Source organism: Sphingomonas phyllosphaerae (assembly GCF_036946485.1).
In the GTDB taxonomy this organism is placed as follows: Bacteria; Pseudomonadota; Alphaproteobacteria; order Sphingomonadales; family Sphingomonadaceae; genus Sphingomonas; species Sphingomonas phyllosphaerae_E.
This window is the reverse complement of record NZ_JAQIJA010000005.1, coordinates 1344494-1357897: the sequence shown is the minus strand read 5'-3', so window position 1 is coordinate 1357897 and position 13404 is coordinate 1344494. Positions and strand designations below refer to the sequence as shown.

Annotated in this window: 11 protein-coding genes and 1 tRNA gene; 2 read left to right on the top strand and 10 right to left on the bottom strand. The window is 67.7% G+C overall.

Features of this window, described 5'->3' with window-relative positions:
• Nucleotides 1-17 precede the first annotated feature (17 nt).
• From PGN16_RS14970 to coxB, 8 genes are all read right to left on the bottom strand, one after another.
• Nucleotides 18-737 (bottom strand): Crp/Fnr family transcriptional regulator, encoded by a 720-nt coding sequence (locus PGN16_RS14970; protein WP_335310164.1) that lies wholly within the window; start codon nt 735-737, stop codon nt 18-20.
• Nucleotides 734-1156, bottom strand: a complete 423-nt coding sequence (locus PGN16_RS14965; RefSeq protein ID WP_335310163.1) for a response regulator — start codon at nt 1154-1156, stop codon at nt 734-736. Before PGN16_RS14965 ends, PGN16_RS14970 begins: the two co-directional genes overlap by 4 nt.
• Nucleotides 1111-2667: a sensor histidine kinase gene (locus PGN16_RS14960; RefSeq protein WP_335310162.1), complete on the bottom strand. Its 1557-nt coding sequence runs from the start codon at nt 2665-2667 to the stop codon at nt 1111-1113. Before PGN16_RS14960 ends, PGN16_RS14965 begins: the two co-directional genes overlap by 46 nt.
• 121 nt (nt 2668-2788) lie before the next feature.
• The gene (locus tag PGN16_RS14955; RefSeq protein WP_335310161.1) at nt 2789-3853 is read right to left on the bottom strand and encodes a c-type cytochrome; all 1065 of its coding nucleotides are present in this window, start codon (nt 3851-3853) and stop codon (nt 2789-2791) included.
• The gene (locus tag PGN16_RS14950; RefSeq protein WP_335310160.1) at nt 3850-4434 is read right to left on the bottom strand and encodes a cytochrome c oxidase assembly protein; all 585 of its coding nucleotides are present in this window, start codon (nt 4432-4434) and stop codon (nt 3850-3852) included. The genes PGN16_RS14955 and PGN16_RS14950 overlap by 4 nt, the downstream gene beginning before the upstream one ends.
• Nucleotides 4431-4838: a hypothetical protein gene (locus tag PGN16_RS14945; protein ID WP_184038861.1), complete on the bottom strand. Its 408-nt coding sequence runs from the start codon at nt 4836-4838 to the stop codon at nt 4431-4433. The genes PGN16_RS14950 and PGN16_RS14945 overlap by 4 nt, the downstream gene beginning before the upstream one ends.
• Nucleotides 4835-7360 carry a cytochrome c oxidase subunit I gene (gene ctaD, locus PGN16_RS14940; RefSeq protein ID WP_335310159.1) on the bottom strand — a complete coding sequence of 842 codons (2526 nt, stop codon included), beginning with the start codon at nt 7358-7360 and terminating at the stop codon, nt 4835-4837. Before ctaD ends, PGN16_RS14945 begins: the two co-directional genes overlap by 4 nt.
• Complete coding sequence (gene coxB, locus PGN16_RS14935; protein ID WP_335310353.1) at nt 7357-8271, bottom strand: cytochrome c oxidase subunit II; 915 nt, start codon at nt 8269-8271, stop codon at nt 7357-7359. Before coxB ends, ctaD begins: the two co-directional genes overlap by 4 nt.
• Before the next feature lie 371 nt (nt 8272-8642).
• On the opposite strand from coxB, the gene PGN16_RS14930 reads away from it, so the two are divergent.
• A complete protein-coding gene (locus tag PGN16_RS14930) occupies nt 8643-10208 on the top strand; it encodes an alpha-amylase family glycosyl hydrolase (RefSeq protein WP_335310158.1) in 1566 nt (521 codons plus the stop codon).
• A 17-nt stretch (nt 10209-10225) separates the two neighbouring features.
• Here the strand turns inward: PGN16_RS14930 and PGN16_RS14925 are convergent, their stop codons facing one another.
• Entirely contained in the window at nt 10226-10969 is a 744-nt protein-coding gene (locus PGN16_RS14925) for a queuosine precursor transporter (protein WP_335310157.1), read from the bottom strand.
• A gap of 57 nt (nt 10970-11026) precedes the next feature.
• Between PGN16_RS14925 and PGN16_RS14920 the strand changes: the two genes are divergently transcribed.
• Nucleotides 11027-11103: transfer RNA gene (locus PGN16_RS14920), tRNA-Arg, on the top strand.
• A gap of 29 nt (nt 11104-11132) precedes the next feature.
• On the opposite strand, the gene PGN16_RS14915 is transcribed toward PGN16_RS14920, so the two are convergent.
• Nucleotides 11133-13301 (bottom strand): TonB-dependent siderophore receptor, encoded by a 2169-nt coding sequence (locus PGN16_RS14915; protein WP_335310156.1) that lies wholly within the window; start codon nt 13299-13301, stop codon nt 11133-11135.
• Between the last annotated feature and the right edge of the window lie 103 nt (nt 13302-13404).

Sequence of the window (13404 nt, the reverse complement as noted above, 5' to 3'; positions counted from 1 at the left end):
GCGCCGCGACGTTCCCGTCATTTCGCGACCACGCGCACCGACACGTGCCCGATCTTGCGCGCCAGTCCGGCCGGATCGCTCAGCTTCACATGCCCGACGCGCCATTGCAGGTCGCCTTCGCGCCGCGCCTGCTGCAACATGCGGTTGACATGGACCGAGGTGAGCCCCAGCGCATCGGCCAGCGTCTCCTGCGTCAGCGGCAGGTCGAAACCGTTGCCGGTGGCGCTGCCGTTCAGCGTCAGCCGCTCGTGCAATTCCAGCAACAGGTCGCTGATCCGCTCCTGCGCGTTCAGCCGCCCCAGCCGCGTGATCTGCGCGAGCAGATGACCCTCGTCCATCGCGCGGCTGATGGCGTAAGCGACATGCAGCGGCGAACCCGGTTCCGCCTGCGGCAACGGGCAGACCGTCACGTCGGACATGGCGACCACCGTCGACACCGCCAGCGCGTGCGGATGATCGCACGCCCCGATCAGGTCGCCGGGCAGCAGGAAGCTGAGGAACTGGCGGCGGCCGTCCGGCAGCAGCCGCACCCGCGCCGCCCAGCCGGACAGCAACAGCTGCGCCTGCACGATCTCGCGCCCTTCGGTGATGATGTCGCGGCGCACGCGCACGGCGCGCGTCTCCTCCATGGCACGTTCCAGCGCCGCCACCGCCGGCTGATCGAGCGGCGCAAGCGCCATCAGGCGCGTCAGCGCCATCCCGCGCGCATCGCTGCGCACCTGTCCTCGGGCGATCATACTCTCTCCAATCCGCACAGGCTTCGCACCGCGGCGATCACCGCTGCGCTGTCGAAGGGTTTGATGAGCAGCGGCACGTCGCGCAGCCACTCGGGCATGGTCCAGCCGTCGTAGCCGGTAAGAAACAGGAAGGGCACGCCACGCTTCGTCAATTGTTCCGCGATCGGGTAGCACATCGCCGTGCCCAGATTGACGTCCAGCGTGGCGGCGTCGATCTGCTCGCGCTCGATCAACGCCAGCGCGTCCGCCACCCGCCCGACCGGCCCGACGACCACCACGCCCTGCGCCTCAAGCGCGCGCTTCAGGTCGGAGGCGATGAAATATTCGTCCTCGACGATCAGCAGCCTTCGGCCGGTCAGGTTGATGGTTTCGGTCAGAATGGTCGTCCTTCTTCTTGCAACGGCAAGGCGATCTCGCATCGCACGCCACCGCCAACGAATGTCAGCTTCGTTTCCGCACCATATTGATACGGCAACGCCTCGCAGATCAATTCCGTGCCAAAGCCTTGACGACAAGGGGAAATCGGCACCGCCGGCACACCTTTTTCCGTCCAGGCGAGCCTAAAGCCCATCTTACCATCTTCATCCGTATAGGTCGACCACGCGATGTGCAGCATGGCGCCGGCCCGCTTCAGCGCGCCGTATTTCACCGAATTGATCGCCAGTTCGTGCACCGCCAGCCCGATCGCTTCCGCGGCGCGTGCCGGCAGCGTCACGTCCGGTCCCGTGATCGTCACCGCCTCGCCATCGGCGACGCCGACGCTCAGCAGTTCGTCGCGGATCAGGTTCTGCAGGTCGACATGCCCGCTCGCGGTCTGCGTCACGATCGCCTGCGTCCGCGCCAGCGCGTCCAGCCGTCCACGGAAATGATCCGCGACATCGTCCAGCGTACCGCCGGCCTCGACCGTTCGTGCGAAGACCGAGCGGACCACCGTCAGGATGTTGCGGACGCGGTGCTGCAGTTCGGCCACCAGCCGCCGCTGCCGTTCTTCCAGCAGGTGCATGTCGTGCACGTCGGTCGCCGCGCCGAACCAGTGGGTCGCCAACGATGCCGTGTCGCGTCGCGGCACCTGCCGCATCAGAAACCAGCGATATTCCCCGTTGCGGTCGCGCAGCCGCACCTGCTGCTCCAGCGACTCGTCGCACGCGAAGGAGCGGCGGAACGCCGCCTCGGTCGTGGCGCGATCCTCGGGGTGGACCGCCTCCAGCCAGCCCCAGTCGGCCGCCTCGCGCTCATCCTGTCCGGTAAGGTCGGCCCATTGGCTTTCGCTCATCTTGTTGTTGCCGCTCTGGTCGGTCCGCCACAGCATCGCCGGCACCAGCTCCATGCTGACGCGCCGCATGTCCTCGCTTTCGCGCAGCGCCACTTCGTCGCGCTTGCCCGTCAACGCCTGGACGATCGCGGGCGCCAGTTCCTCGGCCGCCAGCCGATCGATCTCGCGAAATCCCCCGGCGCGATTGCCCAGCCCGATCACCCCGATCAGCTTGCCGTGCCGCCGCAAGGGCACGCCTAGGAACGACTGGAGCGGCGGGTGCCCGTGCGGCGTGCCGATCGCGTCGGGATGCGCCGCGGGATCGTTGGCGATCAGGCTGGCGTCGTCCAGAATGACGCGCCCATACAAGCCGTGCAGGTCGAGGTGCGTGGGGACGTGCTGCTCGGCGCCGTCCGGCCAGGCGCGGCGAAACACCGCCCAGGCGCGGTCGCTGATCGCCAGGTCGTGCAGCCGGTCGCGCGCCGGGGTCAGTTCCGCCATGAAGCTGAACGATGCGCCGGTCAGGTCCTCGGCGACCGCGAGGCACAGCCGACCCAGCGCCTCGTCGGTGGTCGCGCCCAGCGCCTCGTGGAAAATCCGGTTGATCGCCTGCAGGACGGCATTCTTGCGCGCCAGCGTCGCCAGGAGATCGGTCTCGTCACGTATCTCGGCCTTCACCGCCGCCTCCTTGCCGGTTGCCGGTCGCTGCGCGGTCGCGGCCGGGGGCGGCGTCCCTTCTGGACCAATCCGGCGGGGTTAGCGACCCGCAATGACGATTTTGGCGGGCATCACGGCATCGTCAGCGCGCCTCGCCGGCCAGATAGCGCGACAGCGGGTCGATCAACTCCTCCGGGATGCGCCGCGCGATGACCGGCATCACGTTCTGCGGCAGGCGCGCGTCGATCTCCTTGCCGTCGCCCTTCCAGTAGCGCAGCCGTGCCGCGATATAGTTCGCCCGCTGCCCGGCGAGCACCGGCTGCGGCTTGCCTGCGCCGTGGCAGCTCGCGCACGCCGGAAGCTGTCGCTCGGGCAGGCCGCGCTCGACGATCACCCGCGCCCGCGGGTCGCCCTGCGGCACGACCTGCCCGATCCCTGGCATCGCCGCGAAATGCCGCGCGAGTGCGCGGCGTTCGGCGGGCGTCAGCGTCGCGGCGGCGTTGCCCATCACCGCACTCGCGCGCCGCCCGTCGGCATAAGCGGCAAGCGCGGTCTCCAGATAGCCGGCACGCTGCCCGCCCAGGATCGGAATGTCGTTCTGCCCGCGCCCGCGCCCGTCCGCTCCATGACAGGCGACGCACCCGGCCAGCACGTTGCTGCCCAGCGCGCGGACATCGGTGGTGCCCGCCCCCTGCGCCTCGCCCGCCAGTGCGCGATATTGCGCCGCCGTCATCCCGGGCAGCCGGCGGACGAACGCCACCATCCGCCGGATCTCGTCATCGCGCTTCGCCGCTCCCCACGCCGGCATCCCCGAATATTTCACGCCGTGGCGCAGGATGTAGAAGAGCTGCCCGTCGGTCCATTGCCGCGCGTTCACCGACAGATCGGGCGCGGGCGGCATCGCCTTCTGCATCACCGACGACGGCCGCTGCCCCGGCGCGCCGTGACAGGTCGCGCAGGCGGCGGCGAAATGCCCCGCGGCGCTGACCAGCCCGCCGTCGGTCGCGATCGGATCCTTTGGCGAGTCGAAGAAGCTGTGCGTCTTGACCGAATTGCGCATCGTCCAGTGCAGGAACCACTCGGTCACCGCCCAATGGCCGGACGAGGCGGCGATGTTGAACACCCCCGACCAGGCGAACAGCAGCCCCGCCAGCACGATCCCGAGCAGCCCGGCCACCACGCGCTTCCAAGTCAGCCGGATCGTCATGCCGCCGCGCGCTCCCTCAACATCGTGCCGAGCAGCGCCAGCCCGCCCAGACAATAAGCCGCGCCACCGACCACCAGCATCACGACGCCACCGAGTTGCTGGTCGGCCAGCGCGTCGAGGCCCGGCGCGGGATGCATCGCCATCATCGCGTAGAGCGGCCGCGGCGCGAGCCCGATCAGCGCGCCGAGCAACGTCATGTGCATCGACGTCAGCAAGAGCGCCGCGACCCCGCCCGCCGGATGCGCGACCGCCGCGCGCCACAGACCGACCCCGACGCCGAGGAACATCGCCTGCTCGATCAGCGCGACCACCGGATGCATGTCCGCCAGCCCGCGCAACGCCGGCGCATGCCACGCCCAGACGACGACGAACTCGACGGTCGCCCACGCCAGCGGCCCACCCGCCCGTCCGTCATCCCCGCGCAGGCGGCAATCCGGCACCCCAGACCTGCGCGAAAATGACAGGAGAGGCGCCGCCACCGCCACCGCGCCCATATGCGCCGCCATATGCCCGGTCATGCCGAGCCCGGCGAACCCCAGCATCGTCGCCGCCAGCGCCACCAGGAGCCCCGCCGCGATCACCGGCAATCCGTCAGCATCAGCGCCGGCACCGCGGTGAAGATCACCGCCACGAAGCTCAGCCCCGCCAGCAACAGCGTCGACACCGCCAGGAAGCGCAGCCGGTCGATATCGGTCCCCTGATCGTGCGGCGCGGGGTCGCCGGGGGTATGCGTCTGCACCCACGCGATCCATCCGGAGGCGAGGATGATCGCCTCAGCCACCAATGTCCCGATCACGAACGCCGTGGTGAAGCGCGGAAACGCTCCCAGCTTGGCGCAGCTCACCGCCACCCACAGGTAACAGAACAGGAAATGCACCGCCCATACGCTCGGCGGGACGATCAGCGTCCACAGTGTGACGCGCAGCTCGCGCAGCCGGTGCCGGAAGCCGCGCCGCTCGGGACCGTGCGGGGTTTCGTTCTTCATGCCGCCCCCGGGAACAGGCCGATCGTGGCGTAGGTCACCACCGCGGTCAGCGCCATGAAATGCTGGTAGACGGTGATGTTGCGGACATCGGCGTCGTATTTTGGCGTCATCTTCCCCGCCAGACTGCGCGCCAGCGTGTAGAGCTGCATGATCGCCCCCACGCCCGAGTGCGCGGTGGTCCAGATCACCAATGTCCAGACGATCGCCGGATAGACGTGTAGCTTAGGCGCGAGCCCCGACAGCCACGGCCCCGCCAGCCCCGCGCCGATCGCCGCCAGCGACGCGACCGCGCCCAGCGCCAACAACGCGCGCGCCGCCCCGACCATGCCGCGCCGATTCGTCTCGCGCGCGCCGATCGTCATCAGCCAGCCCGCCAGCGACACCGCCAGCGCGACCATCGGCCAGAACGCGCCCGGTCCGTCGAGCCCCGCGCCGCTCGGCGGGAAGTCCTCATGCCGCGTCCAGAAGAAATAATAACCGAACACCAGCCCCGAGAAGGCCGTCGCGTCCGCCATCATCGTGATGAACATCGCCCACCACCCGCTCGCCGACGCGCCCGAAATGTACAGCGGCAGCTCGATGCCATGTCCGATCGGCTTGCAATCCTTCTCCGGGATCTCCGCGGTGCCGGTCCACAGCCACAGCAGGATCATCCCGAGCGTCACCACCGCCCCCACCAGCGCCGCCCAATACAAATGATAGGTGGTCAGGATGAACACGCTGCCCAGCGCGATCGCGGTCAGCATCGGCTTGATGCTCGGCCCGCCCAGCCGCACCACCTGCACCGGCCGCGCGTCGAGCACGCTGGTGACGATCGTCTCGCGCCGGCCCTCCTCGGCGTCGGGCAGGAAGAAGCGGCCCTCGTCGACCTTCTTCACGAAGTCTGGCTGGTCCCAGATCGGATAGCGACTCTCGATCAGCGGCACCGAGCGGATGCCCCAATCCTCGTCATCGGGATGCGCGAGCCATTCGAGCGTCCCCGCCTCCCACGGATTGCGCGGGCTCTTCTGCCGTCGCGGGCTGAGCGCCAGATCGACGCACACGATCGCCACGCCCGTCGCGAACACCCACGACCCGATCGTCGAGGCCATGTTGAGCCCACCGATCCCCAGCTCCGCTGGATAGGTGAACACCCGCCGCGGCATCCCAAGCAGCCCGGAAAAATGCATCGGAAAGAAGGTGAGGTTCGCACCCGCGAACAGGAACCAGAACGCGGTGCGCCCCAGCCGGTCGGACAATTTCTTGCCGGTAATCAACGGCCAATAATAATAGAGCCCGCCGAACAACGGGATCAGCGTCCCGCCGATCAGCACGTAGTGCAGATGCGCGACGATGAAATAGGTATCGTGCGCCTGCCAGTCGAACGGCGCGATCGCCACCATCACGCCGGTCAGCCCGCCGATCACGAAGATCGCGAGCGACCCCGTCACGTACAGCAACGGCGTCGACCACACGACGCGCCCCGCCCAAAGCGTCGCGATGAACGCGAAGATCTGGATGCCGGTCGGGATCGCCACCGCCTCGGACGCGGCCGAGAAGAAGGCGAGGCTGATCTTGGGCAGCCCGGTCGTGAACATATGGTGGACCCACAGCCCGAACGACAGGAACGCCGTCCCGACCGCCGCGAGCACGATCCATGGATAGCCGAGCAGATGCCGCCGCGCGAAGGTCGGCACGATCATCGCGAACAGCGCGATCGACGGCAGGAAGACGATATAGACCTCGGGGTGGCCGAAGATCCAGAACAGGTGCTGCCACAGGATCGGATCGCCGCCCTTGGCCTGATCGAAGAACGGCCAGCCGAGCAGCCGCTCCATCTCGAACAGCACGTCGCCCGCGATCAGCGGCGGGAAGGCGAACAGGATCATCACCGCCACGACCAGGATGTACCAGGCGTAGAGCGGCATCAGGTTCAGCCGCATCCCCGGCGGGCGGCATTTCAGCACGCCGACGATCAGCTCGACCGCCGCCGCCACCGACGACACCTCGATGAAGCTGAGCCCCAGCATCCAAATGTCCGCGCCCAGCCCCGACAGATCGGTGCGGGTGGTGAACGGCGGGTACATGAACCACCCGCCGTCGGGGGCGACGTTGAAGAAGATCGAGCCCGAGACGAACACCCCGCCGATCAGGAAGCTCCAGTAGCCGAACGCCGACAGCCGCGGAAACGGCAGGTCGCGCGCGCCCAGCAATTGCGGCAGCAGGATGATCGAGACCGCCTCGAACATCGGCACCGCGAACAGGAACATCATCATCGACCCGTGCAGCGTGAACAGCTGGTTGAAGGTCGCCGGGCTGACGAGGTCGTTTTCGGGAACGGCGAGCTGCGCGCGCATGATCATCGCCAGCACGCCCGCGAACAGCATGAAGCCGAACGCGGTCAGCGTGTACCAGACGCCGACCTGGTTGTTGTTGGTGTCGGTCCAGCGGAAGAACCACCCCTGCGGCGGCTTCCAGACTGCGCGCAGCCGTTCTTCCTGCGCGGCGCGAAGGGCAGGATCGTCCTGCGCGTGGAGACTCATTTCAACTGCTCCAGCCAGCGCGCGATCGTCGCCGCATCGTCGTTGCTCAATTGCGGATAGGCGGGCATCCGCGCGCCGGGCTTCACCGTCGGCGCCTCCTTGATGAAGCGCACCAGATTGGCGTGCGTCCGCTTCTGCATCCCCGCGCCAAGCGACGGACGGCTCCCGAGATGCGTCAGGTTCGGCCCGATCATCGCGTCCGACAGACCCGCCACCGTATGGCAGCCACCACAACCGTTCGCGGCAAACAGCCGCGCCCCGTCACCGCCGACCGGCGAAGGCGTGCGGCGCGCCGCCAGCCAGGCGTCGAACGCCGCCGGCTCCATCGCCACCACGTCGAACGCCATCAATGCATGGCTCAACCCGCAGAACTCCGCGCATTGCCCGCGGAACCGCCCGGCACGCGTGGCGTGGACGACCAGTTTGTTCGTCCGCCCCGGCACCATGTCGAGCTTGCCCGCCAGCCCCGGCACCCAGAAACTGTGCAGCACGTCGCCCGCTTCCAGCAGCAGCTCGACGTTGCGACCGACCGGCACGCGCAGCTCGTTGGAATCGTCGATCGCCGCCTGCCCGGCGGGCTGGTAGCGGATCCGCCACCAGAATTGCTCGCCGGTGACGGTGATTCGCAGGTCGTCGGGCTCGACCGCGATCGGGCGCATCGCCGGCAAGGTGGAGATCAGCAAGGCCAGCAGCACGACGGTCGGCACCACGCCGCCCGCCCACAACACCAGTCGCATTCCTTGCTGATGGGTGATCGCCCCCTCGCGGCTGCGCTGCGCGACGACCATCAACGCGCCGACCGCCGCGGCGATGATTACCGCGCCCAGCACCATCCAGCCGGTCAGCCCGGCCAGCCACGCGGCCTCGCTGCCGAACGTCGTAAATGCGGATTGTCGCCCCGAACCAAAAATCGCCTGCCCCCTGCCCTATCCTACGTTAAAAGCCGGGCGGTCGGTTTGTTCCTGTGTCGACGGTGACGTTATGTTGCTGCCTTCTCCGTAGCCCCGCCCCCCGTCATTCCCCCGAAGGCGAGAATCCAGACGCGAAGGCCTTCGTAATGACCGAAACCTCCCCGAGACACTCCTTCCCGTTCCCCGGCGAAGGCCGGGGCCCAGTTGGGAAACGCTTGTGACGATCCCAAAAACCTTCCCAACTGGACCCCGGCCTTCGCCGGGGAACGGCTTAAGAAGACCATGCTCCGACACTTCGCAGAAATCCCTACCCAACAGGATGACGACACCCCGGCGGGATCGCATCCCCCGCCCCGCCGTTACCGCCTCCGATGAGCAACCGAACCGATCACCCGTGGTGGGAACGCGGCACCGTCTATCAAATCTACCCGCGCTCCTTTCAGGACAGCGACGGCGACGGCGTCGGCGATCTGGCCGGGATCGAGCGGCGACTCGACCATGTCGCCGCGCTCGGCGTCGATGCCATCTGGCTGTCGCCGATCTTCCCGTCGCCGATGGCCGATTTCGGCTATGACGTCGCCGATTACTGCGGGGTCGAGCCGCTCTTCGGCGATCTCGCCGCCTTCGATCGGCTGCTGACGGCGATCCACGCGCGCGGGCTGAAACTCTTGCTCGATTTCGTGCCCAATCACAGCTCGGATCAGCACCCATGGTTCGCCGAAAGCCGCGCCAGCCGGCACAGCGCGAAACGCGACTGGTATATCTGGCGCGATCCCGCACCCGACGGCGGTCCGCCGAACAACTGGATCAGCGATTTCGGGGGCTCGGCATGGGAATATGACGCCGCGAGCGGCCAATATTACCTCCACGCCTTCCTCAAACAGCAACCCGATCTCAACTGGCGCAACTCCGAACTGAAGGCGGCGATGCTCGATGCGATGCGCTTCTGGTTCGACCGCGGCGTCGACGGCTTCCGTATCGACGTCTTGTGGCACATCGTGAAGGCGGAGGGCTTCCCGGACAATCCGCCCAACCCCTATTGGCGCCCCGGCATCACCGAGCGCGACCGGCTGATCCAGCAACATTCGACCGACCAGCCCGAGGCGCATGCGATCGCCGCCGAGATGCGCGCGATCGCCGACAGCTATGGCGAACGCGTTTTGATCGGGGAGATATTCCTCCCGAACGACCGCCACGCGCGCTGGTACGGCACCCCCGAACGCCCGCAGGTGCATCTGCCCTTCAACTTCCAGCTGATCGAAAATGCATGGGACGCCGCGACCTTGCGCGACATGATCGCCGCCTATGAAGCGAGCCTCCCGCCGCACGGCTGGCCGAACTGGGTGATCGGCAGCCACGACGCACCGCGGATCGCCGCGCGCGTCGGCCAAGCGCAGGCGCGGGTCGCGGCGACGCTGCTCCTCACGCTGCGGGGCACGCCGACGCTCTATCAAGGCGACGAACTCGGCATCGGCCAGGTCGACATCCCCGCCGAGCGCGTCCGCGACCCGCAGGAGCTGCGCCAGCCCGGCATTGGGATCGGCCGCGACCGCTCGCGCACGCCGATGCCATGGGACGCCTCGCCCTTCGCGGGCTTCTCGACCGTCGAGCCGTGGTTGCCGCTCAACCCCGACTGGCCGACGCGCAACGTCGCCGTGCAGGAACACGACCCCCGCTCGATGCTGACGCTCTACCGCCGCCTGCTCGCGCTGCGGCGCGCGCAGGCGGCGCTCGCCGTCGGCGACTTCCGCTTGCTCGACGCCCCCGACGGTGTGCTGGCCTATGAGCGGCGGCACGGCGACGAGCGGCTGCGGATCGCGCTCAATCTCACCGACGCGGCAAAGCCGCTCCCGTTCGCGCCCGACGTGCTACTATCGACGCTCGATCCGGCACCAGACGGGGTACTTCGCGCCAACGAGGGGATCATTTCCCGCTAATTGGTGTGCCCGGCCGCTCACACTTGCGCACGAAAGGGTGTAAAGTCGGTGCCCCGATCGTACACATCCAGCCCCTCGGCCCTCTTCAAAGCGCCCACCACCCAGTACGTCAGCGGCGTCAGCAACACCTCCCACCCGACCTTCAGCGCCCATTGCGTGAACAGCACCACGACCACCAGATGCGGCGTCCACCCGTCCGCACCCCAGAAAGCGAGCGGATAAAAGATCAGGCTATCAACGCCTTGCCCGGCGATCGTCGACCCGATCGTCCGCATCCACAGATGGCGTCCCTCGGTCAGCACCTTCATCCGCGCAAGCACATAGGAATTGACGAACTCCCCCGCCCAGAACGCGCACATGCTCGCGAACACGATCCTAGGAACCTGCCCGAATACAAGCTCATACGCCGCCTGGTTGCGCCAATCCGGCGCCGGCGGCAGCGCGACGACCACCCACGCCATACCCGCCATGAACAAGGTCGCGGCGAACCCGACCCAGATCACCCGTCGCGCCCGCGCATAGCCATAGACTTCGGTCAGCACGTCGCCGATGATGTAGCTGATCGGAAAGAACAAAATGCCCGCGCCGAACGGCCAGTCGCCGATCCCCGGCAACCGTACCTGCGCCACCTTGCCCGCGCCCAGCACATTGGAAAGCAACAGGATCGCGACGAAGGCCGCCATGACGAGATCGTAATAGCGCAGCCGCCCGGGCTCGACCCGGTCCGCCGCGATCGGGGTGATGTGCGTCGCTTCGGCCATGACCAGATCATGCCCCCCATTCCTTCGCGCGACAATCCGCGCTAGGCGCATCGGCGGGCGCCCGTAGCTCAGTTGGATAGAGCAAGGAGCTTCTACCTCCTTGGTCGGGGGTTCGAATCCCTCCGGGCGCGCCACCTCCTTGTCTTAAGCTGCCGCCCCGCCGTCAGAAGGCGAAGCTGATCGTGCCGATCGCACGGCGCGGGTCGCCGATCGCCACGCCATATTGATTGACCGCCGACGTATAATAGGTCTTGTCGAAGACGTTCTTCAGGTTGAACTGAAACGTCACCCGCCGCCCGGCCAGGGCCGTGTCATAGGTGACGAACGCGTCCGCCACGACATAATCGTCGAGCCAGAAGCTGTTGGCGCTGTCGCCCGGCCGTCGCGCGACATAGCGAGCGCCCGCACCGATCCGCAGCCGGTCGTCCCCCGCGATCGCCCTTATGTCATAGGCCGCCGACAGCGATGCCGTGTGCGGCGCGACGTTCGCCAGTTTCTTGCCCGCAAACACCGGATCGTCGGTCGTTCGCGCGTGGGTATAGGCATAGCTGCCGATCAGGCTCAGCGCGCGCGTGAGTTTGCCTGCAACGTCCAGTTCCACCCCGCGCGAGATCGCACGACCGGCGGTGCGATACTCGGTCAGCGAGGTGGCGGAATTGAACTGCGACACCAGCACGTTGCGCTTGTCGATGTCGTATAGCGCGAGCGTCGCCGCGACGCGCCCGGGCACGTCGAGCTTGGCCCCGGCCTCGTACGACCGCCCGCGCTCCGGCGCGAATGCGGAGGTGATCGTCACCCCGCCGGCGAGCGGCGCGATCGTCGACGTCGGCTTCAGCGAGCGGGTATAGCTCGCGTAGAGCGACACCGTCTCCGCCGCGCGCCACACGAGCCCGGCCTGCGGCACGAACTCCCAACCATCGAGATCGGTGTTCGCGGCGAACGGCCGCCCGCGCCCCGCGCGCTGATCGAAGCCGACCAGCCGCCCACCCGCGACCACGATCCACCGGTCGCCGAGATGGATCGAATCCTGCCCGAACAGCGAATAATTGTAGAGCCGGTCGGTCTGGTCGCTGTCGCTCGCCGACACCGTCGTCGGAAACGGCTCGCGGCCATATACGGGGGTCACGTAGCTGAAGGCGCTGCGCACCGCCTGGCGGATCAAATCGCGACGATAATAGCGACGATATTCGCCCTCGACCCCGACGATCACCTCGTGGCGCGCACCGAGCAGGTCGAAGCCGCCGTCGACATACGCCTGCGTATAGGCGTCGGTGCTCAGCGATCCGATCGTCGCGTCGTTGCTGCGCGTCAGCGTGCCACGCGCGACATTGACGCCCGTGATACGCAACTGCCCGGCGTCATACGCCTCGCTGTTGAAACTGGCCGCAAGATGCGCCGCCCAGCCGCCGCCGAGCCGGTGATCGACCGCGAGCTGCACCAGATGGCTCGACCCGGACATGCGGTTGTTGAGATCGTCGAGCCGCTGCCGTCGCGGCACCGCCAGCGGGGTTAGGGTGCGCGGGTCGAGTGCGGTCCCGCGGTCGAAAGGATAGTCGAAGCGCCGGTATTCGTACCACAGCACCGCCTGCGTCGCACCGCCGTACCAGCCGAGCGACGGCGCGATCAGTGTGTCGCGTCGCTCCCCGAAATTGCGCCAATAATCCTCGTCCTGATGGTCGATGACGAGCCGCCCCGCCAGATTGCCGGCAATCGGCCCGGTCAGGTCCACCATCGCCTCCAGTCCGGCCCGCGCATTGGCATAGCTCGATCCGGTCAGCGCGACGTTCAGATGCGGGTCGAGCAGCGGCTTGCGCGCGACGATGTTGATGATCCCGCCCGGGTCCATGATCCCGTAAAGCAGCGAGGCGGGGCCCTTGAGCACCTCGACGCTTTGCGTGGCGGCGTTGAACGCGCGGCCCTGCACGACCGGCATCCCGTTGTGCATGACCGATCCGTCGCGATTGCCGCCGAACCCGCGCTTCAGCACCGTGTCCTGTGTCGCGGCGAGCGTATTGCCCTGCGTGATGCCGCTGACGTTGGTCAGCACGTCGTCCAGATAGCGCGGGCGCTGGTCGCGGATCACCTGCGCGGGCACGATGTTGATCGCCTGCGGCGTCGCGAGCGGTGTCGCCGAGGAGCGCAGCGTGGAGGCGTCCGGTGCCGGCTTGTAGCTGTCATCGGCGGCTTTCGGTGCGGGCGAGGCACGTCCGGTGACGATAATGTCGCGATCGGTGCCGCCATCGGCCATGCCCGGTGCATCATCGGTCGCAGCCTGTGCCGCGGACGCGATGGTCAGGCCTGCGACCAACAGGCCGCTGGTGAACGTCTTCATGGAAAGCCCCTTCCCTCGCGGCGGCCATACAGTGGTGATAGAGGTTCGCAATAGCGGAAATCGCGACATGGCTTTCCCGCATCGAGCCGACCGAGGCAGCCCG